This window comes from Streptomyces sp. NPDC042259, from assembly GCF_055582085.1.
In genome coordinates this window covers 181,483-208,322 of record NZ_JBVJDW010000009.1, presented here as the reverse complement: position 1 = coordinate 208,322, position 26,840 = coordinate 181,483, and the positions used below count along the sequence as shown (strand labels likewise).

Here is a 26,840-nt window from a genome sequence, read left to right as displayed (position 1 = left end):
GCCCGCGACGGCAAGCGCCCCGCGGGCCGCGTCCCCGAACGCCGGGCGGGCTGTCAGCGGCTGACCCCAGCCGCCGACAGCCCGCCCGGGACGCGTGGACCCCGGCTACAGATCCCCCGCACCCGCGTCCTCGGCCACCGGCTTGCCCGTCAGCGCCGCCAGACTGTGCCGCACGTGCGCCATGTGCGACCGAAGCTCCTCACGACGCTCCTCGTGCTCCCGCAGCATCCGCTCGGTCTCCCGGGTCACCCGCTCCTCGCGCACCCGCGCCTGCGCGAGCAACGCCCCCGCCTGCGCCTCCGCGTCCTCCTGGCCGTGCCGCGCGGCCTCCTCCGCCTCCGCGTACCGGCGCTGCGCCTCCCCCAGCGTCGAGCGCGCGTACTCCTCCAGGGCGGCCACCCGCACGTCCATCGCCGCCTCCCGCTCGGCGATCTCACGGCCCGCCGCGTCCCACCGCTCGGCCTGGTCCTTCTCCTGCTCCGCCAGCAGACCCGCCGTGTGCTGCCGCATCTCCCGCAGCGCCGCCAGCGACTCCCCACGCCGCGCCTTGACCTCCCGGCGCACCTCCGCCCGCAGTTCGTCCGCCGCGGACTGCGCGGCCAGCACCGCCTGCCGCGCCCAGCCCTCCGCCTCCGCCCGCACCGCCACGGCGTGCGCGTGCGCCTCCTCCCGGACCGTGCGGGCATGCGCCTCCGCCCGCTCGCGCAGCTCGGCCGCCGCCGCCTCGGCGCGCTCGCGCAGCCCCGCCGCCTCGGCCTCCGCGGTGGTCAGCAGCCCCCGGGCACGCACGCCGAGGGACTCGTACGTCTGCGGCGGAAGCTGCGCCACCACCTCGGTGAGGCGCTCCACCTCGCTCTCCATCTCCCGTGCGAGCACGGTCAGCCGCGCCACCCGTTCCCAGGCCTCGTCCCGCTGGCGCGCGAACTCCGCCGACGCGCGCTCGACCTGCTCAGGCCGGTAGCCGCGGCCCCGCACGACAGTGAAACCGCCGGGAGACACCGATGCACTCATCCTTGAAGCCCCTTATATCCGGATATCCGGTATGCGACGCGATCCGGCGCACATCATTTTCCTGGACCACCGAAGCGCCCATAAGGCGACACTCCGCCCCGTTATCCCGCAAGGACGCGCGGACCCACGACGCAGGGCGCCCGACCCCTCACCCGGGTCGAGCGCCCTGTGCCCTCACCTGCACCGGCCGGTCGCTAGAAGAGACCGTCCCACATCTGCTCCAGCAGTACGGCCCACCAGTTCTCCGGCGACGCCAGCGCCGCCGGGTCCAACGCCATGAGCTGGGCCTGGAAATCCACGGTCCAGCGCCCGGCCTGCTCCGGGGTCAGCCCGTAACGCCAACGCCACATCTTCCCGAGCAGCGCCAAACAGCGTACGAACTGAGGAAGGCTCGTGTTGACGAACTGCGGCGCCACCGAACCACCGTCCGGACCCGCCTCCATCGGCACCGCCACGATGTGCGCCGTCCCGTACTGCACACACAGCTGACGACCGAAATCGCTGCCCATGACGAGATACGAACCGGCGTCCGGCGCCGGCCGCACCCCACGCTCCGCCGCCAGCTCCGCCAGCGTCGGCACCGGACGGCCCGGCTGCGCCTGACCCCAGAAGAACGGGCCGAAATCGACCGGCAGCCCCGCCCACACCAACGTCTGCGCGACCATGTCCGGCACGCCCTGACGCGACACCGCCCGCTGGTCGAAACGGAAGATCCCCTGCGGGCCGAACGCCTCCACCAGCTCACGCGCGATGCCGTCCGGAGCGACCGGCGGCGCCTGCGGCACCTGGCCCGGGTGCGGCAACGGCACCCGGTTCGGCGCCGGACGCGCGGGACCGTCCGCGACCTGGTGCAGCTCGCCCTGATGCTCCACCAGATGACGCACACCCTGCTGACGCGTCAGATGGTCCCGCCCGTACGCGGCCGTATGACTGATCCGCACCTGCGGCCACGTCTCCCGCACCATCCGGGCGCAGTAACCACCGGGCAGATCACACGACTCCAACTCCGTGTGCAACTCCAGCACCTGCTGCGGCGGCACGTTCATCGCCCGCAGCTCATGCAGGATCTGCCACTCGGGATGCGGCGTACCCGGCGCGCTGCGCCGGATGATCTGCTGCTCGGAACCGTCCTGCGCGCGGTAGCGCAGCACGGCCATGTAGCCGGGGCCGACCGTCGGCAGACCCGTGGGAGCGGCCTGCGGATACCCGTACCCGCCCGGAGCGGCCGGGGCACCCATGGGAGCCGCCGGGGGCATCGGGGCACCGGGCGGCCCGGGCGGCACCGGCGCACCCGGCAGGCCCGGCGTACCCGGCCCGGCGAGCATCGTCGCCGCCGCGTGCACACCCTGCGGCTGACCGGGCACGGGCGCCGCCGAAGGCTGCGCGCCGGGCCGGCCGGGGGCACCGGGCGCCTGCGGACGGCCGGGAACATGCCCCTGACCGGGAGCACCGGGCGCACCGGGCGGCCCGGGCGGCACCGGCGCACCGGGCGCACCCGGCGTACCGGGCCCCGCGAGCATCGTCGCCGCCGCATGCACACCCTGGGGCTGACCGGGCACGGGCGCCGCCGGAGGCTGACCCGGCGCGCCCGGGAACGCCGGCGCGGCCGGTCGGCCCGGCGCACCGGGCGCACCGGGCGCACCCGGCGTACCCGGCGTACCGGGGTCCGCGAGCATCGTCGCCGCCGCGTGCGCACCGCCACCGGGAGCACCCGGCCCCTGCGGCGGGCGGGGGCCACCGGCGGACGCGTCCGCCGCGCCCGGGGCACCGGCGCCGGGGGCACCCGCACCCGCACCGGGGCCGTCGGCGTCGAGCTGCGACACGAGCTGCGTACGGACGTACCCACCCGGCGGCGCGGCCGGAGGGGCACTCGGCGGTGCCTGCGGGGGAACGGCCGGCGGCTGCTGGGCGGCGGGCGGCTCGGGAGCGGCGGCGGGCGGCGCGGGCGTGGTCCCGGCGGGTACGGCCCCGGCGGGGTCCTCGATCGCGGGGGCGATCGCCGTACGGGGCAGCGCGCTGCCCGTCGCCATCAGCGCCGTCTTGGCGTCCGCCGGCACGGCCGGCGACGCGGCGTCCGGCGCGTCGGTGTCCTCCAGGGCGGGCGCGAAGACCGTGGCGGGCAGACCGACCGAACGGTCACTGTCGTCCGCGTCCGTGTTCGTGTCGGCACCGGCCCACGGCGTCGCCCCCGCCGGAACGTCCGGGGCAGCGGGCGCGGCGGGCACATCCGTCTCCGGGGCGGGCACCGGGGCGGCGGCCGGAGCCGGCGCCTCGGCCGGCAGCCGGCCCGCGTCCGCACGGGCGGCCGGCACCGACGGAACCGCCGGGGACGACGAGGCGGACGACGCGGCGTCCTCGGCAGCCGCGGGCGCGGCGGCCGAGGAGGACCCCGAACGCCGGTCCGGAATCCCGATCGCGTCCGCCGCGTCCTGCAACCACTGCGGCGGGCTCAGCAGGAACGACGTCGCCTCCAGATCCAACCGCTTCGGCGCGGTCTCCGCCGCCGGTACCGACTCGTCCACAGCCCCGTACTCCTCTTCGTACCGACGGATCACCTCACCCACCGGCAGCCCCGGCCACAGCGTGGTCTCCCCGCTGTCACGGGCGATCACCAGACGCGCCCGGCCACCGTCCGTCACCGGACGGTCCGCACGGTCCTCCGCCCAGGCCACGAAACCCAGATCGAACTCCCGCACCCGCACCTCACGGTGCAGATACGCCGGAACATCACCGTTGACCCAGCGCTCCGCGCGCTCCTGCGCCTGCGCGAACGTCACCATCGCGCTCACCCCTCCACCGGGACGGCGTACGCGAAGCCACCGTCCACCATCAGATTCGCCACGGTCTCCAGCTCCGGCGGGCCACCCGCCAACCGGGAGAGAAACGCGTCGAAATCCTCACCACAGGGCAACAGCAGCCGCTCCACCCGCTCCTGCACCGTCAAACCGTCCTGGTCCCGGGCGTCGTCGTACGGGCAGAACCACACCGACCCGATCGCCTCGCCCTTCACCTTGACCGCGATCACACCGCCCTGCACGAACCCCACACCCAGATAGTCCTTGGTGAAGTGGTCACGCAAACACTTGTTGACATACACCAGGTCGTTGACCGCTGCCTCGTCACGCACCGTGAAGAACGGCTGGTCCAACAGCAGACCCAGTTCCGCGTCCAGCGCCGCACCCACCGGCGCACACCCGCCGGCCGCCTTCAAGAACGCCCGGTAGGCACCCGGCAGCCGATAGCCGAGATCCTCCTCGACACCCCGCACCTGCTCCTCCGAGACCGCCAGGTCCCGCTGCGGCAGCGCGAAGTGCACCGGCCGGGTCTCCGCCAACGGCCGCGTACCGCGCTTGTCCTGGTCCACCGGAGCCGTCGCCAGCCCGCCGTGGTGCCGCAACAGCGCCTTGACCTCCACCGGGATCAACTCCAGCCGACGGCTGCGGACCGAGTGGTGCCACGTCCAGCCGTGCGGCGTCGCCACCGGCGGCAGACTGGCCCACAGCTCGTGACCGGCCGCGTGCAGGGCGGCGTTCGCCGACACGTAGTCCGTCAGCCGCAACTCGTCCACGCCGAAACCCTCCGGCGGCTCCGCGATCTCCGCGGCGGCACGCGCGTACGGCGAGAAGTCCGGGAAACCGTCCTCGTCCATCCGCACGCCCTTGGGGTAGCGGCTGGCCCGGACCGGGTCCGGAAAGTGCACGACCTGCCCTGCGTAGGCCGTGTTCGGTGGCGCGGCTTGCTGCCCGAGCCGACCTGTCGTCATGGCGGATGCCCCCTGCTGATGTGTCTCCTGGAGGCCCGGACAGATGCGGCGGACGCCGCGGGCCACCAGCTCCCCGGCCGGACCACGGGGCGGCTCGGCCGGTCGGTGTCCCCATGGCCGAGGACCCCTCGTGGCGGACAGCCTATGCGGTGCCGCAAGAGCGGCCCCCGCCCCCGCCCACGCGGAGCCACCGGTTCCACCCCGCCCGCCCCGAGCGCGCCAAGGGCCGCACCGCCCCGCCACCCCTGGCCTCACCAAGCACATCCGCCACACGACGCGCGCACAACACCGCCCTGACTTCCACACCCCGCATCCCATTTGGCAGTCTGATCCCCGCAACAGGGGGATTGCACGGGAGGGAAGAACCACCATGCACACAACGCAGGACCGCCACACCGACGGCGGAACACCGGGCGACCCCCGGCTCACCTGGAGCGCCACCGACGACGCCGACCGCGCACCCGCACTGCTCCACCGCCGCGACGGCATACTCCCCGCCGTGGCCGCCGCCCTCTCCGTCCGCGGCGAAACCCTCACCTGCACCGCGGGCAGATCCGACCAGCCACCCGCCCTGCACCCACTCGTCCAGGACTTCCTCGACACCCTCACCAGCGAACGACGCGAACGCTTCACCGGCCGCTGCCCCGAAGCCGTCCTCCTCACCCGCTACCTCAGCGCCTTCGAAGCCGGCCGCAGCAAACGCGCCTCCCGCAAACCCCTCACCCACGGCGAAGCCCGACGCGCACTCAAACAATCCAAACTCACCGCACGCCACATCCGCGAGGACGGCGACCCCCGCCACGGCAGCTACGCACCCCCCTGCCGCTCCTGCACCGCCCTCCTCACCCACTTCGGCGTCCGGCCCGTCGACCCCGCCACCCCCACCAACGGCAAGAGCTGACACACACATGCGCGCCTTCGACCGCACCGCCGCCACCCGCTTCCCCGTAGCCGTCGACGCCGCCCTGCGCGAAGCCGGCTGGCAGCCCGGCCGCTGGGACATCAAAGCCGCCGAGAACTGGGCCGACGCCCTCCGCGCCCACGTCTCACCCGCCGGCCACCGCCACACCGTCTTCCCCGCCGCCGTCGAAGCCTGGGCCGAATTCGGCGGACTCCACATCGCCGCCCCCGGCGCCGGCCGCCACATCGCCCCCACGCCCTTCCACATCGACCCCCTGCACGGCCTCCACCTCGCCCGCACCGTCGCCGACCTCGGCCGCGCACTCGGCACCGAGGTCTGCCCCCTCGGCCAGGAAGCCGACAACCAAGCCCTGCTCACCATCGACACCCACGGCCGCGTCTACAGCCTCGACCACACCGGCGACTGGTACCTCGGCCCCGACATCGACCACGCCATCGGCACCCTCGTCACCGGCACCCGCCCCGCACGCCTGTCCGCCGGACGCCGCTGACCCCACGCCACGCCCAGCCCCGAGCGCCGATCACGCCGCCCGCACCCGGTCCGGAATCACCGCCGACACCCGAAAACCACCCGACTCCGTCGGCCCCGACACAAACACCCCACCCAACGCGGACACCCGCTCCCGCATCCCCACCAGACCATTGCCCCCACTCGGCAGCCCCGCATCCGCACCACCCTCCGACGGACCGTTCTCCACCTGCAACGCCACCTCCCCCTCCCGATGCGCCAGACGCACCCGCGCCGTCGCACCCGGAGCGTGCTTGTGGACGTTCGTCAACGCCTCCTGCACCACCCGGTACGCCGTACGCTCCACCCGCCCCCCGTACGCCCGCTCCTCACCCTCCACCGACAGCTCCACGGCCATCCCCGCCGCCCGCGACTGCCCCACCAGATCCGCCAGACCATCCAGACACGGACCGTCACCGGCCGGACCACCCTCGTCCTCATGACCACCGGCCACACCCGCCGACGCCCGCGCCGAAGCCACCGCCGCCACCGCCGCCCACCGCTGCGTCTGCGCCGCCGCCGACTCCGCCGCCGCACCCTCCGACGACGTCCGCAGCACACCGAGCATCTCGCGCAACTCCGTCAGCGCCTGCCGGCCCATGTCACCCACCAGACCCGCGTTCTTCGACGCCTTCTCCGGATCCTTCAACGCCACCGCCTGCAACGCCGCCGCGTGCACCACCATCAACGACACCCGGTGCGCCACCACGTCGTGCATCTCCCGGGCGATCCGGGTGCGCTCCTCATTACGCGCCCACACCGCCCGCTCCTCCGCCCGGTCCGCCAGCAACGACAGCTCCCGCTCCAGCCCGTCCGCCCGCTCCCGCAGACTGTCGACCAACCGGCGCCGCGCCCCCACGTACAACCCCAGCAGCACCGGCGGAGCCGTCAGCCCCAGCGCCATCGCCACCGTGAACCCCACGACCACCCACGGCGCGGGCTGATAACCGTCCTGCGCCATGTCCTGCTCGAACCGCACGAACGTCACTATCAACGTCCCCGCCAGCGACGCCCCGGCCAGCACCACGGTGATACGACGCGGCACCTCGGACGCCGCCAGCGTGTACAGACCGACGATGCTCAGCAGAAAACCCATCTCCGCCGGCGTGATCGCGATCGACAGCAGCACCACGGCCACCGGCCACCGCCGCCGCAACAGCAGCGACGCCCCGGCCGGCAACCCGATCACCGCCCCCAGCAGCCCCGGCACCCCGTGCTCGTCGGCGAACTGGACCCCCTCCAGCACACACTCCAGCGCCGACACCAACGCCAGCACCGCATCCAGCACCAGACTCCGCCGCCGGGCCCACCACCAAGGCCCCGACGGCGCGCCCCGCGCGCCCGCTTCCACGATTGCCCCCGTTGTGGTCATACCTCCCAGACTAAGGGCGACAGCCGCCGGTTTTCCGGTGCGCACGGCAGCACGAGGGGTGTACGAACAAGGACGAATAGCGAGCTTTTCCCTCGAACTGTTGAATCGGCCGGATTTTCGGCACATGTGCACGCACGTACGACGAGGCTTCGGGCATGGTCCAAGCCAAAACAGACATGAAGGCCCGCGCACGAGAGCTGCGGCGGGCGGGGAAGACGTACGACGAGATCGTGGCGGAGCTCGGCGTGTCGAAGGGTTCGGTGTCGCTGTGGGTGCGGGATCTTCCGAAGCCGCCCACACCACCGGAGCGCCTGCGCCGGATGACCGAGGCGCGCTGGGAGCCACACCGGCGGGAACAGGCGGCGAAACGGAAGGAGACGAAGGAATCGGCCACCCGAGAGATAGGGCGGGTGACCGACCGGGAACTCTTCCTGCTCGGCGTCGGGCTCTACTGGGCCGAAGGCTCCAAGAGCAAGCCGCATCGACTCCAGGAGACGGTCATCTTCATCAACAGCGACCCGAACATGATCACCGTCTACCTCGCGTGGCTCGCGCTCCTGGGGGTCGAACGCGAACGCCTTCGGTATCGCGTCATGATCCATGAGTCCGCCGACGTGGCAGGCGCGGAGCACTACTGGGCCGACCTGGTCGGTATCCAGGCCACCGAACTGGACAGAACGACACTCAAAAAACACAACCCCAAGACCGTCCGCAAGAACGTCGGGGAGAACTACCGGGGGTGCCTTGTCGTCCGAGTCCTGGGCGGCGCCGACCTATACCGTCGCATCGAAGGCTGGTGGTACGGCATAGTGTTGGGGGTCAAGCAGACCGCTTAGCGGGATGTCCCTTTTAGGGTGGCTTGCCATCCCCCATGGTGTAATCGGCAACACTGCTCACTTTGGATGAGTTATTCCAGGTTCGAGTCCTGGTGGGGGAGCTCAAAGTTCGAATACCCGGGTCCTGACCTCCAGGTCAGGACCCGCCCGCGTTTCGGCCCACATACGCACCGGTATCCTTCGGGTGTCCACCACTCGAAGCCGAAGGGCACACCCGTGAGCGCCAACCGCCCGGCAGCCGTCGTCGTCCTCGCAGCGGGTGAGGGCACCCGCATGAAGTCGGCGACCCCCAAGGTCCTGCACGCCATCTGCGGCCGCTCCCTCGTCGGGCACGTCGTCGCCGCCTCCCGCGAGCTGGACCCCGAGCACCTCGTGGTGATCGTCGGGCATGCCCGCGAGCAGGTGAGCGCGCATCTGGCGGAGATCGACCCGGCCACCCGCACCGCCGTCCAGTACGAGCAGAACGGCACCGGTCACGCCGTGCGGATGGGCCTGGAGTCGCTCGGCGACAGCGGGGTCACCCTCGACGGCACCGTCGTCGTGGTCTGCGGTGACACCCCGCTGCTGACCGGCGCGACGCTCAAGGCCCTCAGCGACACCCACGCCGCCGACGGCAACGCCGTCACCGTGCTGACCGCCGAGGTCCCCGACTCCACCGGCTACGGCCGTATCGTCCGCGACGACAGCGGCGCCGTGACCGCGATCGTCGAGCACAAGGACGCCACCGACGCGCAGCGCGCCATCCGGGAGATCAACTCCGGGGTGTTCGCGTTCGACGCCCAGCTCCTGACCGACGCGCTCGGCAAGGTGCGTACGGACAACAGCCAGGGCGAGGAGTATCTCACCGATGTGCTCGGCATCCTGCGCGAGGCCGGTCACCGGGTGGGGGCGGCCGTCGCGGGTGACCACCGGGAGATCCTGGGCATCAACAACCGGGTCCAGCTCGCCGAGGCCCGCAAGCTGCTCAACGAGCGGCTGCTGCACGACGCGATGATGAGCGGTGTGACGGTCGTCGACCCGGCCACGACCTGGGTGGACGTCACGGTCACCTTCGAGCCGGACGCGCTGGTCCAGCCCGGTACGCAGCTGCTGGGCGCCACGCACGTCGCCACGGGCGCGGAGGTCGGCCCGAACACCCGCTTGAAGGACACGTCCGTCGGTGCGGGCGCCGTGGTGGACAACACCGTCGCCGACGGCGCGCTGATCGGCGAGGGGGCGTCCGTGGGTCCGTACGCGTATCTGCGGCCGGGTACGAAGCTCGGCCGTAAGTCGAAGGCCGGGGCGTACGTCGAGATGAAGAACGCGGACATCGGCGAGGGCACCAAGGTGCCGCACCTGTCGTACGTCGGGGATGCGACCATCGGTGAGTACACCAACATCGGCGCGGCGAGCGTCTTCGTGAACTACGACGGTGTGAACAAGCACCACACGACGATCGGTTCGCACTGCCGGACCGGTTCGGACAACATGTTTGTGGCTCCTGTCACGGTCGGGGACGGCGCGTACACCGCCGCCGGCTCCGTCATCACCAAGGATGTGCCCCCGGGTTCGCTGGCTGTCGCCCGTGGTCAGCAGCGGAATATCGAGGGTTGGGTCGCCCGTAAGCGTCCCGGAAGCGCGGCCGCGCAGGCCGCTTCCACGGCTCGCCCGGAGCCCGACGGCGAGCAGTGATCGTGACACGGGCGCGCCGTGCGGGGCGTACCGTGATAAGCGCACACAAATGGACATCCAAGGAGACTGTGCTGTGAGCGGGATCAAGACGACCGGCGAGAAGAAGCTGATGCTCTTCTCCGGCCGCGCCCACCCCGAGCTTGCCGAGGAGGTCGCGCACCAGCTGGGTGTCGACCTGGTCCCGACCAAGGCATTCGACTTCGCCAATGGTGAGATCTACGTCCGCTTCCAGGAGTCGGCGCGCGGTGCCGACTGCTTCCTGATGCAGAGCCACACGGCTCCCATCAATAAGTGGATCATGGAACAGCTCATCATGATCGACGCTCTGAAGCGGGCTTCCGCCCGGAGCATCACCGTGATCATCCCGTCCTACGGTTATGCCCGTCAGGACAAGAAGCACCGTGGTCGTGAGCCGATCTCGGCGCGTCTGATCGCGGATCTGCTGAAGACCGCGGGTGCCGACCGCATCCTCACGGTCGATCTGCACACCGACCAGATCCAGGGCTTCTTCGACGGCCCGGTGGACCACCTCTCGGCGCTGCCGGTGCTGGCCGACTACGTGGGTGCGAAGGTCGACCGTTCCAAGCTGACGGTCGTCTCGCCGGACGCCGGCCGGGTGCGGGTCGCCGACCGCTGGTGCGACCGGCTGGACGCGCCGCTGGCGATCGTGCACAAGCGTCGTGACAAGGACGTCGCCAACCAGGTGACGGTGCACGAGGTCGTCGGTGATGTGAAGGGCCGCATCTGCGTCCTGGTCGACGACATGATCGACACGGGTGGCACGATCTGCGCCGCGGCGGACGCGCTGTTCGCCAATGGTGCGGAGGACGTCATCGTGACGGCCACGCACGGCATCCTGTCCGGTCCGGCCGCGGACCGTCTGAAGAACTCCAAGGTGAGCGAGTTCGTGTTCACGAACACGCTGCCCGACCCGGGTGACCTGGAGCTGGACAAGATCACGGTGCTGTCGATGGCGCCGACGATCGCCCGCGCGGTGCGCGAGGTCTTCGAGGACGGTTCGGTCACGAGCCTCTTCGACGAGCAGGCGTGACCGGTCGGTAGATCGATTTCAGTGCGGCCTTCCCGCCGGGTAGACTCATCGAGTTGCTCGGCGAGGGAGGCCGCACTGCTGTGCGCAGTGTGCGGCGGTCCGTTATCGACGCGCTCTTCGTAGCAAGGTCTGTCGTGGGCCGGGTAACGGCCGTCAGATCCGATTGCTTACGAGGAGTGCCCCGTGTCCGAGGTCAAGATCCCCGCACAGATCCGCCGCGAGTTCGGCAAGGGCTTCGCCCGCCGCGCCCGTGCCGCCGCCCAGGTTCCCGCCGTCGTCTACGGCCACGGTGGCGAGCCGGTTCACGTGACCCTGCCGGGCCACGAGCTGATGATGGCGCTGAAGACCCCGAACGTCCTGCTTTCCCTGGACATCGAGGGCCGCACCGAGCTGGTCATCCCCAAGGCCGTCCAGCGTGACGCGCTCAAGGGCTTCCTGGTCCACGTCGACCTGCTCGTCGTCTCCAAGGGCGAGAAGGTCACCGTCGAGGTCCCGGTCCACACCGAGGGCGAGCTGGCCCCGGGCGGCAACCTGCTCGAGCACGTCATGAACACCCTGACGGTCGAGGCCGAGGCCACCCACCTCCCCGAGTCCGTCACCGCCAACATCGCGGGCCTGGAGGCCGGTGCCTCCGTCCTCGCCAAGGACGTCGTCCTGCCGGCCGGCACCACCCTGGCCGTCGACGCCGACGCCGTGGTCCTGCAGGTCCTGGCCGCGCAGACCGAGGCCCCGGCCGAGGCCGAGGGCACCGAGGCCTGATCCTCGCCCGCTGAGGTTTTTTTCGCCGCCGCCGCCCCGCTCCGCACGGAGCGGGGCGGCGGTTGGCTATAAGGAGGTATGCGGATGACGGACGACACGAGCCCCTGGCTCATCGTGGGCCTGGGCAATCCCGGCCCCGAGTACGCGGCGAACCGGCACAACGTGGGCTTCATGGTCGCGGATCTGCTCGCGGAGCGGATGCGGGCGAAGTTCAAGGCGCACAAGTCGCGGGCGCAGGTCGTCGAGGGCCGGCTCGGTGCGCCGGGTCCGTCGAGCCGGCGGGTGGTCATCGCCAAGCCGATGTCGTTCATGAATCTGTCGGGTGGTCCGACGGCCGCGCTGCGGGATTTCTACAAGGTGCCGGTGGAGCGGATCGTCGCCGTCCATGACGAGCTGGACATCGATTTCGGGCAGTTGCGGCTCAAGCTGGGGGGTGGTGACAACGGGCACAACGGCCTGAAGTCGATCACCAAGGCGCTGGGGCCGGACTATTGCCGGGTGCGGTTCGGGATCGGGCGTCCGCCGGGCCGTATGCAGGTCGCGGACTTCGTGCTCAAGGACTTCTCGTCGACGGAGCGCAAGGAGCTGGACTTCGAGGTGGACCGGGCGGCGGACGCGGTGGAGTCGCTGATCGTGGACGGCCTGGAGCGGGCGCAGGGCACGTACAACTCGTAGTACCGGGGCTCCGCCCCGGGCCCCGGTCCTCAATCGCCGGACAGGCTTGATTCAAGCCCGTCCGGCGATTGAGGACAAGGCACGGAAGCCCGTCCGGCGCTTGAGGACGCGCCCGCAGGGCGCTCGCCGGCGCAGCCGGCACGACGACCCGCGGAGTCAGCCTGTGTTCCGCAAGCCGGCAGCGACCCCGTTGACGGTGAGCAGCAGCGCCCGCGACAGCAGCGGATCCGCCGCCTCACCCCGCTCCGCGGCTTCGCGCTGGCGGGCGAGCAGGGTGACCTGGAGGTAGGAGATCGGGTCCAGGTACGCGTCCCGGATGTGGAACGTCTGCCTCAGTACCGGGCTGGCGTCGAGGAGTTCCCGTTCTCCGGTGATGCGCAGGACTTCCTGCACGGTCAGCTCGTGCTCCGCGCGGATGGTGTCGAAGACGTGCTTGAGGTGGTCGGGGACGAGGGTGTCGACGTAGTGCTGGGCGATGCGCAGGTCGGTCTTGGCGAGGGTCATCTCGACGTTGGAGAGGAAGTTCTGGAAGAAGTGCCAGTGTTCGTGCATTTCGTCCAGGACGGTGTCGAGTCCTGCTTCGCGGGCGGCCTTGAGGCCTGAGCCGACGCCGTACCAGCCGGGGACGATCTGGCGGGACTGGGTCCAGCCGAAGACCCAGGGGATGGCGCGCAGTCCGTCGAGTCCGGCGCCGGTGTCGGGGCGGCGGGAGGGGCGGGAGCCGAGGTGGAGTTCGGCGAGCTGGTCGACGGGGGTGGAGGCGAAGAAGTAGGCGGGGAGGTCGGGGTCCTCGACGAGTTCGCGGTAGGCGTGGTGGGCGGCGTCGGAGACGGTGTCCATGGCGGCGTCCCAGCGGGCGAGGGCCTCGTCGGACTGCCGGGGGGCGGTGTGCAGGGCGGAGGCCTGGAGGGTGGCGGCGACCGTGAGTTCCAGGTTTTCGCGGGCGAGGGCGGGGATGAGGTACTTGTCGGAGATGACCTCGCCCTGTTCGGTGACCTTGATCTCGCCGTCGAGGGTGCCCCAGGGCTGGGCGAGGATCGCGTCGTGGGTGGGGCCGCCGCCGCGGCCGACGGTGCCGCCGCGGCCGTGGAAGAGGCGCAGGCGTACGCCGTAGCGGTGGGCGACGTCGCGCAGTCGGCGCTGGGCGCGGTGGATTTCCCACTGGCTGGTGGTGATGCCGCCGAACTTGGAGGAGTCGGAGTAGCCGAGCATCACTTCCTGGACGTCGCCGCGGAGTGCGACGAGGCGTCGGTAGGAGGGGTCGGCGAGCATCTCGTCGAGGATGCGGTCGGCTTCCTTGAGTTCGTCGGTGGTTTCCAGGAGGGGCACGATGCCGATCTTGGCCCAGCCGGCGTGGAGGTCGATGAGTCCGGCTTCGCGGGCGAGGACGGCGGCGGCGAAGACGTCGTCGGCGCCCTGGCACATGGAGATGATGTAGGACTCGACGACCTCGGGGCCGAAGCGGGCGAGGGCTTCGCGGATGGTGTGGAAGACGCCGAGGGTCTTGGCGCCGCCGGCGTCGAGGGGGGCGGGCTGGGGGGCCAGGGGGCGGCGGGAGCGCAGTTCCTTGGCGAGGAGCTTGCGGCGGTAGTCGCGGGGCATGTCGGCGTAGCGCCAGGATTCCTCGCCGAGGCGGTCGAAGAGCTGACCGAGGGCGTGGTGGTGGGCGTCGGCGTGTTCGCGGACGTCCAGGGTGGCGAGGTGGAGGCCGAAGGCGGCGAGGGTGCGGATGGCGCGCTCGAGGCGGCCGTCGGCGATGAGGCGGCCGCGGTGGGCTCGGAGGGAGTCCTGGATGAGCTGGAGGTCGGCGAGGAGTTCGGCGGTGCCGAGGTAGTCGCGGCCGTCCTGGTGGGGGGTGTCGCGGGCGAGTCGCTCGCGGGTGTTGACGAGCTTCTGGCGGATGCAGGTGGCCTTGAGGCGGTAGGGCTCTTCGGCGTTGAGGCGCTTGTAGCGGGGGCTGATCTCGGGGAGGAGGTCGAGGTCGCGCTGGAGTGAGGTGAGGAGTTCCTCGGTGGCGCCGCTGTTGCGGATGGAGTTGGAGAGGGCGCCGCGCAGGACGTCGACGAGTTCGAGGGCGTCGGTGATGCCGTGTTCGTGCTGGAGGATCAGGACGTCCCAGGTGACCTGGGGGGTGACGTTGGGGTTGCCGTCGCGGTCGCCGCCGATCCAGGTGCCGAAGGTCAGGGGGCGGGTGGTGGCGGGGAGGGTGAGGCCGACGCGCTCGAGTTCGGCGGTGAGGTCTTCGAGGACGTCGCCGACGGCTCGGGCGTGGAGTTCGTCGAGGTAGTAGATGGCGTTGCGGGCCTCGTCGGTGGGTTCGGGGCGGACGACGCGCAGTTCGTCGGTCTGCCAGAGCAGGTCGATGTTCTCGGCGAGGCGCAGGTCGGTGCGTCGCTTGTCGCCGGAGGCGCCCTCGGTGTGGGGGGTGTCGAGGAGTTCGGCGATGCGGCGGAGCTTGTTGAGGACGCTGCGTCGGGCGGCTTCGGTGGGGTGTGCGGTGAAGACGGGGCGTACCCCGAGGTGCTCGACGGTGTGCCGGAGGTGGTCGGTGTCGGCGTCCTTGAGCTGGTCGGCGGTGCGGGCGAGGATGGAGCCCTCGGCGTCGCGCTTGGCGCGCAGCTCGCGGCCGCGGTGCACCTGTTCGGTGACGTTGGCCAGGTGGAAGTAGGTGGAGAAGGCCCGGACGAGCCGGGCGGCGGTGTTCAGGTCGGTCTCGCCGAGGAGCCGGGCGGCCGCGTCGCCGTCGCTGCGGGTGAGGGCGCGGACGCGTTCGACGAGGTCGAGGAGTTCTTCGCCCTCCTGGCGGACGAGGGTCTCGCCGAGGAGGTCGCCCAGACGGCGGATGTCGGCGCGCAGGGCGGCGCTGCGCTGTGCTTCGCCGTCGCTGTCCGGGGTCTCGGCGGGGGCGAGGGGGGTGTGGTCGGCACTGCTCACAGGTGCGGCTCCTTGCAGATTTCTGAGCACGTCTGGAGGGGTGGCGGACCGCGCTGTCCGACGGTCCCCAGCATAGGTCTCCGCTCGACGCGCGGTTGTCCCCAGCCCTCGTGTACGGGGCGCCGGTCCTGCCATACTTACGTAGCCGTAGGTTACGGAACCGTAGCCTTGCCCCGAGCCCTTTGAGGGAACCCCATGACTGCAAGCCCCGACGTGATCGAAGACGCGCCGATGGCCCAGGAAACTTCGCTCCCCTCCGCCACGCTGGGTGGCGACAGCAAGCGTTCGGTCGAGCAGATCGCGCTGCTGCTGTTCATCATCGTTCCTTTTGTCGCCTTGCTCGCCGCGGTCCCCTTGGTGTGGGGCTGGGGGGTGAGCTGGCTCGATCTGGGGCTGATGGTGGCGATGTACTACATCGGTTGCCATGGCATCACGATCGGCTTCCACCGCTATTTCACGCATGGCGCGTTCAAGGCCAAGCGGCCGTTGCGGATCGTTTTGGCGATCATGGGGTCGCTGGCGGTCGAGGGGCCGCTGGTGCGCTGGGTCGCGGATCATCGCAAGCACCACCGGTTCTCGGACGCGGAGGGTGATCCGCATTCGCCGTGGCGGTTCGGCGAGTCGGTGCCGGCGCTGATGAAGGGCCTGTGGTGGGCGCACATCGGCTGGATGTTCGACGAGGAGCGGACGTCGCAGCAGAAGTACGCCCCGGATCTGATCAAGGATCCGGCGTTGCGGCGGGTGTCCCGGCAGTTCGTGCTGTGGACGGTGGTGTCGCTGGCGATCCCGCCGGTGGTGGGCGGGCTGGTGACGTGGTCGTGGCAGGGCGCGGTGACGGCGTTCTTCTGGGGTTCGCTGGTACGGGTGGCGTTGTTGCACCATGTGACCTGGTCGATCAACTCGATCTGTCACGCGGTGGGCAAGCGCCCGTTCAAGTCGCGGGACCGGTCGGGGAACGTGTGGTGGCTGGCGGTGCTCTCCTGCGGGGAGTCCTGGCACAACCTGCACCACGCCGACCCGACGTCGGCGCGACACGGTGTGCTGAAGGGGCAGCTGGATTCCAGTGCCCGGATCATCCGCTGGTTTGAGAAGGCCGGCTGGGCGTACGACGTGCGGTGGCCCGATGCCGGCCGCATCGAATCCCGACGGAAGGACGATGCCGCGCACGCGGCATGATTGACAGCGTGGCGATCGACAGCAGTACCAGTGACAAGGACCGGGCCCCGGCTACGGGGAGCCGCCGCGCCCGCCGGGTGCGGATGACCGGCGCGGAGCGCCGTGAGCAGCTGCTGGACATCGGTCGCACGCTCTTCGCCGAGAAGGGGTTCGAGGGTACGTCGGTGGAGGAGATCGCGGCGAAGGCCGGGGTCTCCAAACCGGTGGTGTACGAGCACTTCGGCGGCAAGGAGGGGCTGTACGCGGTGGTCGTGGACCGGGAGATGCGGCAGCTGCTGGATCTGGTGACGGGGGCGCTGACGGCGGGGCATCCGCGGGAGCTGCTGGAGCAGGCGGCGTTCGCCCTGCTGGATTACATCGAGACGTATACGGACGGTTTCCGCATCCTGGTGCGGGATTCGCCGGTGGCGCAGTCGACGGGCACGTTCGCGTCGTTGATCAGCGATATCGCCACCCAGGTCGAGGACATTCTGGGGCTGGAGTTCAAGGCCCGGGGCTTTGATCCGAAGCTGGCGCCGTTGTACGCGCAGGCGCTGGTGGGCATGGTGGCGCTGACGGGTCAGTGGTGGCTGGACGTGCGGAAGCCGAAGAAGGCCGAGGTGGCGGCGCATCTGGTGAATCTGGCCTGGCACGGGCTGGACGGCCTGGAGCCGAAGCCTCGGCTGATCGGTCACCGGCGGTCCTAGCGGCGCCACCGCTGCGCGGCGGTGTCCTCAAGCGCCGGACGGGCTGCTGTGCTCTGTCCTCAATCGCCGGACGGGCTGCTGTGCTCTGTCCTCAATCGCCGGACGGGCTGCTGTGCTCTGTCCTCAATCGCCGGACGGGCTCGTATGAAGCCCGTCCGGCGATTGAGGACGCGCCCGCAGGGCGCCACGCCGCCGCAGGCGGCAAAGCCGGCCGGTAGTCGAAGATCCGCCGGACACGGCTCAGGGGTGCTCCGGGGCGGAAGTCCGCTTTATCGCCCCGTCCGGAGGACGGCGAAGATCCGGCGGAACGGGAAGACCGTGCCGTGCGGGCCCGCCGGGTAGGCCGTGCGGAGCCGGGTGCGGTAGGCGGTGAGGAATTCCTCCGTGGCCGCCGGGTCGTCCGCCAGGGCGGTCAGGACGGGGCGCAGGCCGGTGCCCTTGACCCAGTCGAGGACGGGGTCCTCGCCGGTCAGCAGGTGCAGATAGGTGGTCTCCCAGACGTCCACCTCGCGGCCGGGCCCGGCCAGTCGTTCCAGGTAGTCGGCGGGGTCGAGGACGGCGACGCGGCGGCGCCCGGCCTCTCCCAGGCGGGTGCTCCAGCGCCGGTCGGCGCACAGTTCGCGCAGGATGGCGTGGCTGGGGGCGTCGGTGTTGCCGGGGACCTGGAAGGCGAAGGTGCCGCCGGGGTTCAGCGCGGCGGTCCAGGTGTCGAAGGACGCGGCGTGGCCGGGCACCCATTGGAGGGCCGCGTTGGAGACGATCAGGTCGTAGCGCTCGTCGGGGGCCCAGTGGCCGAGGTCGGCGTGGCGGAAGTCGAGGAGGCCGCCGCGCAGGGTGCGGCCCGCGTAGGACCGGGCGTCGGCGAGCATCGCGGCGGAGTTGTCGAAGCCGGTGACGTGGGCGGTCGGCCAGCGTTCGGCGAGGATGGTGGTGGCGTTTCCGGGGCCGCAGCCGAGGTCGGCGATGCGCGGGGAGCGGGCCGGTGGCTCGGGGATCCGGGCGAGCAGGTCGTGGAAAGGGCGGGTCCGGTGGTCTGCGTGGCGGAGGTACTGCCGCGGGTCCCAGGTGGGTGCGCTGTGCATGGGGGCCTCCCTGCGGGGTGGACATACCGGGGCGACCGGGGCGTGGAGGCGCGGCCGGTGACCTGTGTTCCAGCATTCCCCCCGAAGTCTCTTGACGTCAAGAGACTTCATGTCGACAGACCCTCTACACTGATCGTCATGGAGGACGAGGTCGATCGGCTGGTCGCAGCATGGCGCCGAGAGCGCCCGGACCTCGACGTGGAACCGCTCGAGGTGCTCAGTCGGGTCAGCAGGCTGGCCCGCCATCTCGACCGGGCCCGGCGGATCGCCTTCGCCGAGCACCAGCTCGAGCCGTGGGAGTTCGACGTGCTGACCTCGCTGCGCCGGGCCGGGCCGCCCTATCAGCTCTCCCCCGGCCAGCTGCTGACCCAGACCCTGGTCACCTCGGGCACCATGACCAACCGCATCGACCGGCTCGCGAAGAAGAGCCTGGTCGAGCGGCTCCCGGACCCCAGCGACCGGCGCGGCGTGCTGGTACGGCTGACCGCCGAGGGCCGGGACCGCGCCGACCAGGCGCTCGCCGGCCTGCTCGCCCAGGAACGGGCGATCCTCGCCGAGCTGTCCCACGCCCAGCGTCTGGAACTGGCAGGGCTGCTACGCCAGTTGACCGCCCCGTTCGACAACATCCCCGGCTAGGTCCACCGGGCCCACCCCGGCCCGCCGGGCCAGCGCCACGGCGGCCAGCGTGGAGTGCACCCCGAGCTTTCCCAGCACGTTCTGCATATGGGTGCGGACGGTGTGCGGGGACAGATAGAGCCGCTCGGCCACCGCCTTGCGGCCCAGCCCGGCCACCATGCAGCGCAGCACCTCGCGCTCGCGCGGGGTCAGCGACTCCACCAGCCGCTCGCTCTCCGTACGGTGCTTGCGCGCGGCGGTCAGCTCCCGCAGCACACCGGTCAGCAAGGCGGGCGGCAGATGGGTCTCATCCCGCAGCACCCCCCGTATGACGGACAGCAGCCGCGACAGCGAGCAGTCCTTGGCGACCCAGCCGCCGGCCCCGGCCTGCAGGGCGGCTGCGGCCCGCCGGGGGTCGTCGCGCTCGGCGAGCACCACCGTCCGTACCGCCGGCTGCCCTGACCGGACCCCGGCCACCAGGGAAATGCCGTCCACCACGCCCTCACCCGGCCCGCCGCCCTCCTGCCCCGGCCCCCGGAGCTGTCCCGGTACCTGCGCGACGTCCGTCGCCGCCGCGCCCAGGTCGGCGTCGATCAGCAGCACGTCGAAGCGCCGCCCCTCGCCCGCCGCGCGCTCCAGGGCGCGCAGCGCCGCCGGCCCGCTGCCGGCCGCCGAGACGTCCACGTCCTGCTCGGCCGCGAGGGCGGCGGCGAGCGACTCGGCGAAGATGCGGTGGTCGTCGACCACCAGAACCCGAATACGTGCCACAGCCACCCCCATATCCCGGGAGGCGGGCAGTGCGGGCACGGCGCCCGGGACGGGGTCGCCACACGCGCACGGCCGCCGCCGCGCCCCTGACATCTACCCACCCCGGGCGTCGTACCTGCCTGTCTCGCCCCCTGATCAGCGTCGGCCCCCACCGAACGCTGTGCATCAGCGTACGGCGGGGGTACGACATCGGAAGCCGATTGACAAAACTGCTTGGCCCGGCTGTTTATCGTGAGCTTTATGTTCAGTATTGGGGCGGTGAACGACGAGGAACGACGCGATGTGGTCCATGCGCGTCCGCAATAGCGCGACTCCCAACTCGCGGTCAGGCCAAGGGGAATGGTCGGCCGGCCCGAAGGACCTCCGGCGGTGGTGCGCCTCCATGACCCGCCGGTCACGCCCTAAGTCGTCCCGGTCGTCCGGCCGTTGACGCTTCACAGCTCCCTGCGGGCGCCCGCCGCCGGGCGCACCGGGAAGAGGCGCGGCGGGCGGTGTCCGGCGGACGCGAAGGCTTCGGTGACGGCCTCGGCGACCGCGTCGGCCCCCGCCGCCTCGACCAGGACCAGCGCCGAACCGCCGAAGCCGCCGCCGGTCATCCGTGCCCCGAGCGCGCCCGAGCGGTTCGCGACCGCGACGACCAGGTCCAGCTCGGCGCAGGAGACCGCGACGTCGTCGCGGAGCGAGGCGTGCCCGGCGGTGAGGACCGGTCCGATCGCGCGGAGGTCGCCCGCCGCGAGCAGGTCCGCGACCCGGGCCACACGGTCGTTCTCCGTCACCACGTGCCGCACGAGGCCCCGCACGACCGGGTCGTCCGCCAACGCCTCCAGCGCGGCCGGGAGTTGCGGGTACGCGACATCGCGCAGTGCAGGCACGCCGAGTGCCCGCGCGCCCGCCTCACAGCCCGCGCGCCGCCGCGCGTACGCCCCGTCGCCCAGATCGTGCCGGACCCGGGTGTCCACGACCAGCAGCCGCAGCCCCTCGGGGTCGGGAGCGAACGGCACATGGCGGCGGGAGAGGTCGCGGGTGTCGAGGTGCAGCGCGTGGCCCTCGGTACAGCAGGCCGACGCGGTCTGGTCCATGATTCCGCAGGGGACGCCGACGAAGGCGTTCTCGGCGTGCCGCGCCAGGCGCGCCAGGCGGTCGGGCGGCAGCTCCACGGCGTGCGGTTCCGTCAGGGCGAGGGCTGTGGCGACCTCCAGGGCGGCGGAGGAGGACAAGCCCGATCCGACGGGCACGTCACTCTCGATGTGCAGGTCCGCGCCCCGGGCCGGATACCCCGCCTCGCGCAGCGCCCAGGCGACCCCCGCCGGGTACGCCGCCCACCCCCGCACCGAGCCCGGGGCGAGGTCCGCCGTCCGCAGTTCGACGACGCCGCCCGGTGCGGCGGCGGAGTGCAGCCGCAGCCGGCCGTCCGTGCGGGCCGCGGCGGCGGCCCAGGTGCGGTGGGGCAGAGCGAGGGGCAGCACCAGCCCGTCGTTGATGTCGGTGTATTCGCCGATGAGGTTGACCCGGCCGGGCGCCGCCCACACCCCGGCGGGCGGCGCGCCGTACACCTCCCGGAAGGCCGCGGCGGCCCGTCCGGCGGTCATGCGCCGTCCGTGCGCCGGGCGAACTCCCAGGCGTCCGCGACGATATCGGCCAGCTCGGTGCGGGTGGGCCGCCAGCCGAGCCGGTCCCGGGCGCGGTCGGCGGAGGCGACGAGCACGGCGGGGTCGCCCGCGCGGCGGGGGGCCACCTCGTGCGGGACGGGGTGGCCGGTGACCTTCCGGACGGTGTCGATGACCTCGTGGACGGAGAAGCCGTTGCCGTTGCCGAGGTTGCAGATGAGGTGCTCGCCGGGGCGGGCGGCGGCCAGGGCCAGCAGATGGGCCTCGGCGAGGTCGGCGACGTGGATGTAGTCGCGGACGCAGGTGCCGTCGGGGGTGGGGTAATCGTCGCCGTAGACGGAGATCGTCTCGCGCTCCCCGCGGGCGACCTGGAGGACGAGCGGGATGAGGTGGGACTCGGGAGTGTGCCGTTCGCCGTGGCGTCCGTGGGCCCCGGCGACGTTGAAGTACCGCAGCGAGACGGCGGCCAGGCCGTGGGCGGCGCACTCACCGGTGATCATGTGGTCGACGGCGAGTTTGGTGGCGCCGTAGGGGTTGGTGGGGGCGGTGGGGGCGTCCTCGGTGACGGGGACGGTGGCGGGCTCGCCGTAGGTGGCGGCGGTGGAGGAGAAGACGAGGGTGCCCACGCCGGCGTCGCGCATGGCGGCGAGCAGCTCGATCGTGCCGCCGACGTTGTTGCGCCAGTAGGCGTCGGGGCGGGTGACGGACTCGCCGACCTGGGAGAAGGCGGCGAAGTGCAGGACGGCGTCGTAGGAGCCGTCGAGCAGGCGGGCGGCGTCCTGGACGCGGCCCTCGATGAAGCGTGCCCCGTCGGGTACTTGGTCGCGGTGGCCGGTGGAGAGGTCGTCGAGGACGGTCACGGCGTGTCCGGCGGCCAGCAGATGGGCGGCGACGACGCTCCCGACGTAACCGGCGCCGCCCGTGACCAGATACTCGCTCATTCGCTCGCTACCTCTCGCAGTCGCTCGGCCGCGGACTCGGGCGGCACATCGTTGATGAACACGCTCATGCCGGATTCGGAACCGGCGAGGAATTTGAGCTTGCCGGGAGAGCGGCGGTTGGTGAAAAGCTCGAGGTGAAGCCCGAATTCACTCCTGTGGGTGTGGCGGACGGGGGCCTGGTGCCAGGCGGAGATGTACGGGGTGGGGCCGGGGTCAGGGCCGGGGCGGTCGTCGAAGATCCGGTCGAAGCGGCGCAGGAGTTCCAGGTAGATCCGTGGGAACTCCGCGCGTGCCGCGTCGTCGAGGTCGGGCAGGCCGGGCACCCGGCGCCGGGGGTAGAGGTGGACCTCGTAGGGCCAGTGGGCGGCGTAGGGCACGAAGGCCGTCCAGTGCGCACCGTCGAGGACGATCCGCCGCCCGTCGGCCCGCTCGGCGGCCAGGGTGTCGTCGAAGACGTTGCGCCCGGTGGCCTCCCGGTGGGCGGCGGCCGTGGCGAGCATGCGGTCGGTGCGCGGGGTGACGAAGGGGTAGGCGTAGATCTGGCCGTGCGGGTGGCCGAGGGTGACGCCGATCTCCGGGCCGCGGTTCTCGAAGCAGAAGACTTGCTCTACGCCGGGGCGGGCGGCGAGTTCGGCGCTGCGGTCGGTCCAGACGTCGAGGACGAGGGCGGCGCGTTCCTCGTCGAGGCCGGCGAAGGAGACGTCGTGGTCGTCGGTGAAGCAGACGACCTCGCAGCGGCCGGCGTCGCCGGCGAGCGCGGGAAAGCGGTTCTCGAAGACGGCGACGTCATAGCCGGCGGCGGGAATCTCGCTGAGCCGCCCGTCGCGGGAGGGGCACAGGGGGCACTGGTCGGGGGGTGGGTGGTAGGTACGGGTCTGGCGGTGGGAGGCGATGACGACGCTGTCGCCGAGGAGGGGATCACGGCGGACGTCGGTGCGGGTGCGGATGCCGGTGCCGGTGCCTGTGCCGTTGGCCGGGGCGAGGGGACGGAGGTCGACGGCGTCGCGCACGGCGTCGTCACGGGCGTCGTAGTAGAGAAGCTCCCGACCGTCGGCGAGCCGGGTCGCCGTCTTCTTCACGAACAGCTCCCTGGGGCCGTAACCAACAGGACTGAACATAAAGAATCACGTTCGAACGGGTGGGGTCAATGGCTCTGGCTACGGGCCGTCGTGGCCGCCTGCGGCGGCGAGCGCCTCTCGCCTGGCCGGCGTCTTCTTCGGCCACCGGCCGTCATGGCCGCCTGCGGCGGCGAGCGCCCTGCGGGCGCGTCCTCAAGCGCCGGACGGGCTTGAATTGGCTGGCCCCAGCCGACATCTGCCCGGCACGGGCTCGATGGGGCCGACCTCAGCCAACCAAGCCCGTCCGGCGATTGAGGACACCGCCGTGCAGCGGTGGTGGTGCGGGACGACACGGGCCGCAGCGCCGTCCACGTGATCCGCCGGACAGGCCCTAGCGGCCGGCTGCCAAGCCGCCGGCGCGGTCCAGGAGGCCCGTGCGCGCCGCGAGGGCAGCCGCTTCGAGGCGGGAGCCGACGCCCAGTTTCATCAGGACGCGCTGGACGTGCGTGCGGGCGGTGCTGGGTGCTATCCCCATGCCCGCCGCGATCAGCCGGGTGTCCTCGCCCTCGGCGACCCGCATCAGGACCTCGACCTCGCGCGGAGTCAGCAGCTGGAGCAGCCGGGCGCCCTCGTCGTCGGGCTGGGCGGCCGGGTTGAGCAGTTCGGCGAACGCGCCCTGGAGGAGCTGGGGGTCGACCGCCGCCTCTCCGGCGCGGGCCTTGATCATGGCGCGTTCGACGCCTTCGATGCGTTCGTTGTGCCGGACGTAGCCGGACGCTCCGGCGGCGAAGGCGGCGGCGATGCCGAGCGGGCTCGGTACGGGGCCGAGGACGACGACGGCGACCTGGGGGCGGTCCCGCTTGATCCGCACGACCGGGTCGAAGGCGCCCGGTTCGGCGGGGGTGGCGGTGCCCAGCAGGCACACCTCGGGGGCGCGGCTGACCACCAGGTCGGCCGCGCCCGCGCTCGGCGCGGCCGCGGCGAGCACCCGGTGCCCGCGCAACTTCAGTGCCGAGGCGAGCGCCTCAGCCAGCAGACGGTGGTCGTCGACCACCATGAGCCGCACGCCCATGCGCGTCCCCCCTGTCGCCCGCGTACGTCTCCTGGGCTCCCTCTTGCCCCCGGAAGCTACACGCTTGTTCGACGTCGCGCGCCCCTTACCCGTGAGAAGTCCCCCGGAATGCCGAAATCCCTGCCAATCACGTGTACTTCGCGACTGAAACGGATCGTTCAGGCATGTGCACGTGATGAGCAGGGATACGGCGTGAGCGTTCGCCGAAATGATCAGATTCGGCTCGCCGACCGGGGGGCGCGGGGGTCAGCTGCCGCCGAAGACGAGCGTCAAGTACTCCTTGTCCGTGCGGTACTTGCTCGGCTTGTCGGCGAATCCGTCACCCAGGTAGAGCCGCCCCTGGGCGTACAGCGCCTGCTGGTAGGACGGCGAGAGCGAGCGCTCGGCCGCGGCCGCGGAGGCCGGGTTCTTCAGCAGGACGTCCTTCTTGAAGGTCTTCGGGTCGATGCGGAAGACCGCGCCGCCGTCCCGGTAGGTGGGCGACTGGTAGCCGATGACGTAGCCGTCCTTGTCGACCGAGAGCGGCAGCAGCTCGGTGTTGGGGAGGCCCTCGGTCTTGCCCTTGGACTGGCCGGTGGCCAGGTCGAAGGCGACGATGTCGTTCAGCCGGCCGGGGTTTTGGGTGTTGCCGCTCTGGTGCTCCTCGGACGGCATGTAGACGGCGTCCTTGCCGACGGCGATCTTGGTGCAGCCCTCGACGTCGGTCGAGGGGCACTTGATCTGGAACTTGCCGTTGCCCGTGGAGATCTTGGACCGCATCTTGGCGTCCTTGGCGCTGTCGTCGATCGCGATGAGGTCGGAGGCGCCGCTGCCCGTGGAGCCGCCCGCGTCGACCCCGATGACCAGCGGGTCGGTGGACACCACGTGGACGTAGGAGATGCCCTCGGGGACCTTGTACTCGGACGTGATGGCGCCCGACTTCGGGTTCAGGGTCTGGATCTTCATCTGCGGGCGCTTGTAGTCGCCGCAGCGGCGTACCGCGACGAGCTTGTCGCCACCGCCGCCGTAGCCGTCGTCCTTGCAGTCCTCGCCCGCCTTGGGCTTCCACAGGGACTTGGCGCCGTCGAGCGACCAGGCCGCGCCGCCGCTGGTGCCGCCCGCGGCGACGGTGCCGCCGCCGACGGTGACCTCTTCGAAGCGGACGTCCTGGTCGGCGACCTTGGCGGACTCCTGCCAGAGCTTCTTGCCGTTGTTCAGGTCGAGGGCGACGACCTGGGTGCACTGGCCGCCGTACTTCTTCTCGGCGCTGGGCTTGGCGTCCTTGACGAGGATCGCGGTCTTGCCGTCGGCCGTGACGTGCTGGGAGGACCAGCAGATCTCGCCGTCGAGCGGGATCTCCCACTTCTGGCCGCCGGACAGGCCGTAGCCGACGACCTTGTAGACGTCGGCCTTGGCGAAGACCTTGTCGGTGACCCACATGCCCTTGACGTTGACGAGGTCGTCGACCTTGGGCTGGTCGACGCTGAAGAGCAGCTTGCCGTCGATGGTCTTCGGCGCCTTGCCGCCGCCGCCCTGTTCGCCGGTCCCGCCCTGGCTGTTGTCGGTCTCGCTCTTGGCCTCGTCGTCCTTGCCGTCACCCTTGGTGAGGAACCAGACGCCGCCGCCGGCGACGAGGATCAGCGCCACCACGGCGGCGACGATGATCGCCATGCGCTTCTTGGAGCCGCCGCCGGACGGGCCGCCACCGGCGCCGGGGTACTGCGCCGACGGCGGGTAGGCGCCGAACTGCTGCTGTGTGGCGTACGGCTGCGGCGGCGCGCCGAACGGCGGCTGGGCGGCGCCGAACGCCTGGGTGGGGAAGTCCTGCTGCCCCGGGGCGCCCGGTGCCGCGGGCCCGGGGTAGCCGTAGCCACCCGGCGGGGTCTGGGGTGCGCCCGGGGGCGGCGGCGGCGGGCCCTGCGGGGCGCCCGGAGGCGCGGGCGGGGCCTGCGGTGCGCCCGGCGGGGGCGGCGGTGTCTGGGGGTAGCCGTAAGCGGGCTGGCCCTGCGGCGGGCCCGGGGGCGGCTGAGGGGTGAAGCCGCCGGGGGCGGCCCCGAAGCCGGGCGGCGGGCCCTGTGGCGGCTGGTTGGGCGGCTGCGGCGGCTGTGACATCAGCTTTCCTCTTTACGTGGGCGCATGACCCGACCGGTCTCCCCCGCGATCCCGGTGTCCGAAAATCACCGGGAAGGAGCGAATCAGGCGGAAATCCCACAGGTCAACGGCAGGCGAGCGGGTGTTCTTTGTATCACCCGACGCGGACGGCACACGGGCCGATTCCAGCGGTATCCACCAGCTGAGACCGGCCCGTGACGAGACTGTTGCCGCCTTACGGCGCGACGGTCGCGCCGTACCGTG

Annotated in this window: 22 protein-coding genes and 1 tRNA gene; 11 read left to right on the top strand and 12 right to left on the bottom strand. The window is 71.7% G+C overall.

The annotated features are described in order from the left end of the window. Positions 1-105: 105 nt before the first annotated feature. The 3 genes from ACZ6MA_RS23805 to ACZ6MA_RS23795 all read right to left on the bottom strand — a co-directional run bounded on the left by ACZ6MA_RS23805 (position 106) and on the right by ACZ6MA_RS23795 (position 4,774). On the bottom strand, positions 106-1,011 hold the full coding sequence (locus ACZ6MA_RS23805; RefSeq protein WP_469435940.1) for a cellulose-binding protein: 906 nt from the start codon (positions 1,009-1,011) through the stop codon (positions 106-108). 194 nt (positions 1,012-1,205) lie between these two features. Continuing rightward, entirely contained in the window at positions 1,206-3,791 is a 2,586-nt protein-coding gene (locus ACZ6MA_RS23800) for an SUKH-4 family immunity protein (RefSeq protein ID WP_469435939.1), read from the bottom strand. A 5-nt stretch (positions 3,792-3,796) separates the two neighbouring features. Beyond that, positions 3,797-4,774: an SMI1/KNR4 family protein gene (locus ACZ6MA_RS23795; protein WP_469435938.1), complete on the bottom strand. Its 978-nt coding sequence runs from the start codon at positions 4,772-4,774 to the stop codon at positions 3,797-3,799. Between the two features lie 370 nt (positions 4,775-5,144). Between ACZ6MA_RS23795 and ACZ6MA_RS23790 the strand changes: the two genes are divergently transcribed. Both ACZ6MA_RS23790 and ACZ6MA_RS23785 read left to right on the top strand, forming a co-directional pair. Then, on the top strand, positions 5,145-5,675 hold the full coding sequence (locus ACZ6MA_RS23790; RefSeq protein ID WP_469435937.1) for a YwqJ-related putative deaminase: 531 nt from the start codon (positions 5,145-5,147) through the stop codon (positions 5,673-5,675). Between the two features lie 7 nt (positions 5,676-5,682). Beyond that, on the top strand, positions 5,683-6,186 hold the full coding sequence (locus ACZ6MA_RS23785) for an SUKH-3 domain-containing protein (protein ID WP_365189263.1): 504 nt from the start codon (positions 5,683-5,685) through the stop codon (positions 6,184-6,186). A 30-nt stretch (positions 6,187-6,216) separates the two neighbouring features. On the opposite strand, the gene ACZ6MA_RS23780 is transcribed toward ACZ6MA_RS23785, so the two are convergent. Further along, on the bottom strand, positions 6,217-7,575 hold the full coding sequence (locus ACZ6MA_RS23780; RefSeq protein ID WP_469435936.1) for a sensor histidine kinase: 1,359 nt from the start codon (positions 7,573-7,575) through the stop codon (positions 6,217-6,219). Between the two features lie 155 nt (positions 7,576-7,730). Here ACZ6MA_RS23780 and ACZ6MA_RS23775 point away from each other — a divergent pair, with 155 nt between their 5' ends. The 6 genes from ACZ6MA_RS23775 to pth all read left to right on the top strand — a co-directional run bounded on the left by ACZ6MA_RS23775 (position 7,731) and on the right by pth (position 12,567). Then, positions 7,731-8,411 (top strand): hypothetical protein, encoded by a 681-nt coding sequence (locus tag ACZ6MA_RS23775; protein ID WP_469435935.1) that lies wholly within the window; start codon positions 7,731-7,733, stop codon positions 8,409-8,411. Positions 8,412-8,440: 29 nt separating this feature from the next. Continuing rightward, a tRNA-Gln gene (locus ACZ6MA_RS23770) sits at positions 8,441-8,512 on the top strand. Between the two features lie 115 nt (positions 8,513-8,627). Next, the gene (gene glmU, locus ACZ6MA_RS23765) at positions 8,628-10,082 is read left to right on the top strand and encodes a bifunctional UDP-N-acetylglucosamine diphosphorylase/glucosamine-1-phosphate N-acetyltransferase GlmU (RefSeq protein ID WP_469435934.1); all 1,455 of its coding nucleotides are present in this window, start codon (positions 8,628-8,630) and stop codon (positions 10,080-10,082) included. A gap of 73 nt (positions 10,083-10,155) precedes the next feature. Then, entirely contained in the window at positions 10,156-11,133 is a 978-nt protein-coding gene (locus ACZ6MA_RS23760) for a ribose-phosphate diphosphokinase (RefSeq protein WP_466898851.1), read from the top strand. A 183-nt stretch (positions 11,134-11,316) separates the two neighbouring features. Next, entirely contained in the window at positions 11,317-11,892 is a 576-nt protein-coding gene (locus ACZ6MA_RS23755) for a 50S ribosomal protein L25/general stress protein Ctc (protein WP_469435933.1), read from the top strand. An 84-nt stretch (positions 11,893-11,976) separates the two neighbouring features. Continuing rightward, a complete protein-coding gene (gene pth, locus ACZ6MA_RS23750; protein WP_469435932.1) occupies positions 11,977-12,567 on the top strand; it encodes an aminoacyl-tRNA hydrolase in 591 nt (196 codons plus the stop codon). Between the two features lie 156 nt (positions 12,568-12,723). On the opposite strand, the gene ppc is transcribed toward pth, so the two are convergent. Further along, positions 12,724-15,501, bottom strand: coding sequence for a phosphoenolpyruvate carboxylase (ppc, locus tag ACZ6MA_RS23745; RefSeq protein WP_469435931.1), 2,778 nt, complete (start codon positions 15,499-15,501; stop codon positions 12,724-12,726). A gap of 195 nt (positions 15,502-15,696) precedes the next feature. Between ppc and ACZ6MA_RS23740 the strand changes: the two genes are divergently transcribed. Further along, on the top strand, positions 15,697-16,677 hold the full coding sequence (locus ACZ6MA_RS23740) for an acyl-CoA desaturase (protein ID WP_469435930.1): 981 nt from the start codon (positions 15,697-15,699) through the stop codon (positions 16,675-16,677). Then, positions 16,674-17,363 (top strand): TetR/AcrR family transcriptional regulator, encoded by a 690-nt coding sequence (locus tag ACZ6MA_RS23735; RefSeq protein WP_469435929.1) that lies wholly within the window; start codon positions 16,674-16,676, stop codon positions 17,361-17,363. The genes ACZ6MA_RS23740 and ACZ6MA_RS23735 overlap by 4 nt, the downstream gene beginning before the upstream one ends. A 269-nt stretch (positions 17,364-17,632) precedes the next feature. On the opposite strand, the gene ACZ6MA_RS23730 is transcribed toward ACZ6MA_RS23735, so the two are convergent. Further along, the gene (locus ACZ6MA_RS23730; protein ID WP_469435928.1) at positions 17,633-18,445 is read right to left on the bottom strand and encodes a trans-aconitate 2-methyltransferase; all 813 of its coding nucleotides are present in this window, start codon (positions 18,443-18,445) and stop codon (positions 17,633-17,635) included. A gap of 138 nt (positions 18,446-18,583) precedes the next feature. Between ACZ6MA_RS23730 and ACZ6MA_RS23725 the strand changes: the two genes are divergently transcribed. Next, entirely contained in the window at positions 18,584-19,081 is a 498-nt protein-coding gene (locus ACZ6MA_RS23725; protein WP_184734059.1) for a MarR family winged helix-turn-helix transcriptional regulator, read from the top strand. On the opposite strand, the gene ACZ6MA_RS23720 is transcribed toward ACZ6MA_RS23725, so the two are convergent. The 6 genes from ACZ6MA_RS23720 to ACZ6MA_RS23695 form a co-directional block, all read right to left on the bottom strand. Next, positions 19,040-19,828: a response regulator transcription factor gene (locus tag ACZ6MA_RS23720; RefSeq protein WP_469435927.1), complete on the bottom strand. Its 789-nt coding sequence runs from the start codon at positions 19,826-19,828 to the stop codon at positions 19,040-19,042. The genes ACZ6MA_RS23725 and ACZ6MA_RS23720 overlap by 42 nt on opposite strands. A gap of 434 nt (positions 19,829-20,262) precedes the next feature. Next, complete coding sequence (galK, locus tag ACZ6MA_RS23715) at positions 20,263-21,417, bottom strand: galactokinase (RefSeq protein ID WP_469435926.1); 1,155 nt, start codon at positions 21,415-21,417, stop codon at positions 20,263-20,265. Next, on the bottom strand, positions 21,414-22,376 hold the full coding sequence (gene galE / locus ACZ6MA_RS23710) for a UDP-glucose 4-epimerase GalE (protein WP_469435925.1): 963 nt from the start codon (positions 22,374-22,376) through the stop codon (positions 21,414-21,416). Before galE ends, galK begins: the two co-directional genes overlap by 4 nt. Beyond that, positions 22,373-23,455 carry a galactose-1-phosphate uridylyltransferase gene (galT, locus tag ACZ6MA_RS23705; protein WP_469435924.1) on the bottom strand — a complete coding sequence of 361 codons (1,083 nt, stop codon included), beginning with the start codon at positions 23,453-23,455 and terminating at the stop codon, positions 22,373-22,375. The genes galE and galT overlap by 4 nt, the downstream gene beginning before the upstream one ends. A 370-nt stretch (positions 23,456-23,825) precedes the next feature. Next, positions 23,826-24,506, bottom strand: a complete 681-nt coding sequence (locus tag ACZ6MA_RS23700; protein WP_469435923.1) for a response regulator transcription factor — start codon at positions 24,504-24,506, stop codon at positions 23,826-23,828. Positions 24,507-24,752: 246 nt separating this feature from the next. Further along, a complete protein-coding gene (locus ACZ6MA_RS23695) occupies positions 24,753-26,597 on the bottom strand; it encodes a hypothetical protein (RefSeq protein WP_469435922.1) in 1,845 nt (614 codons plus the stop codon). Positions 26,598-26,840 lie beyond the last annotated feature (243 nt).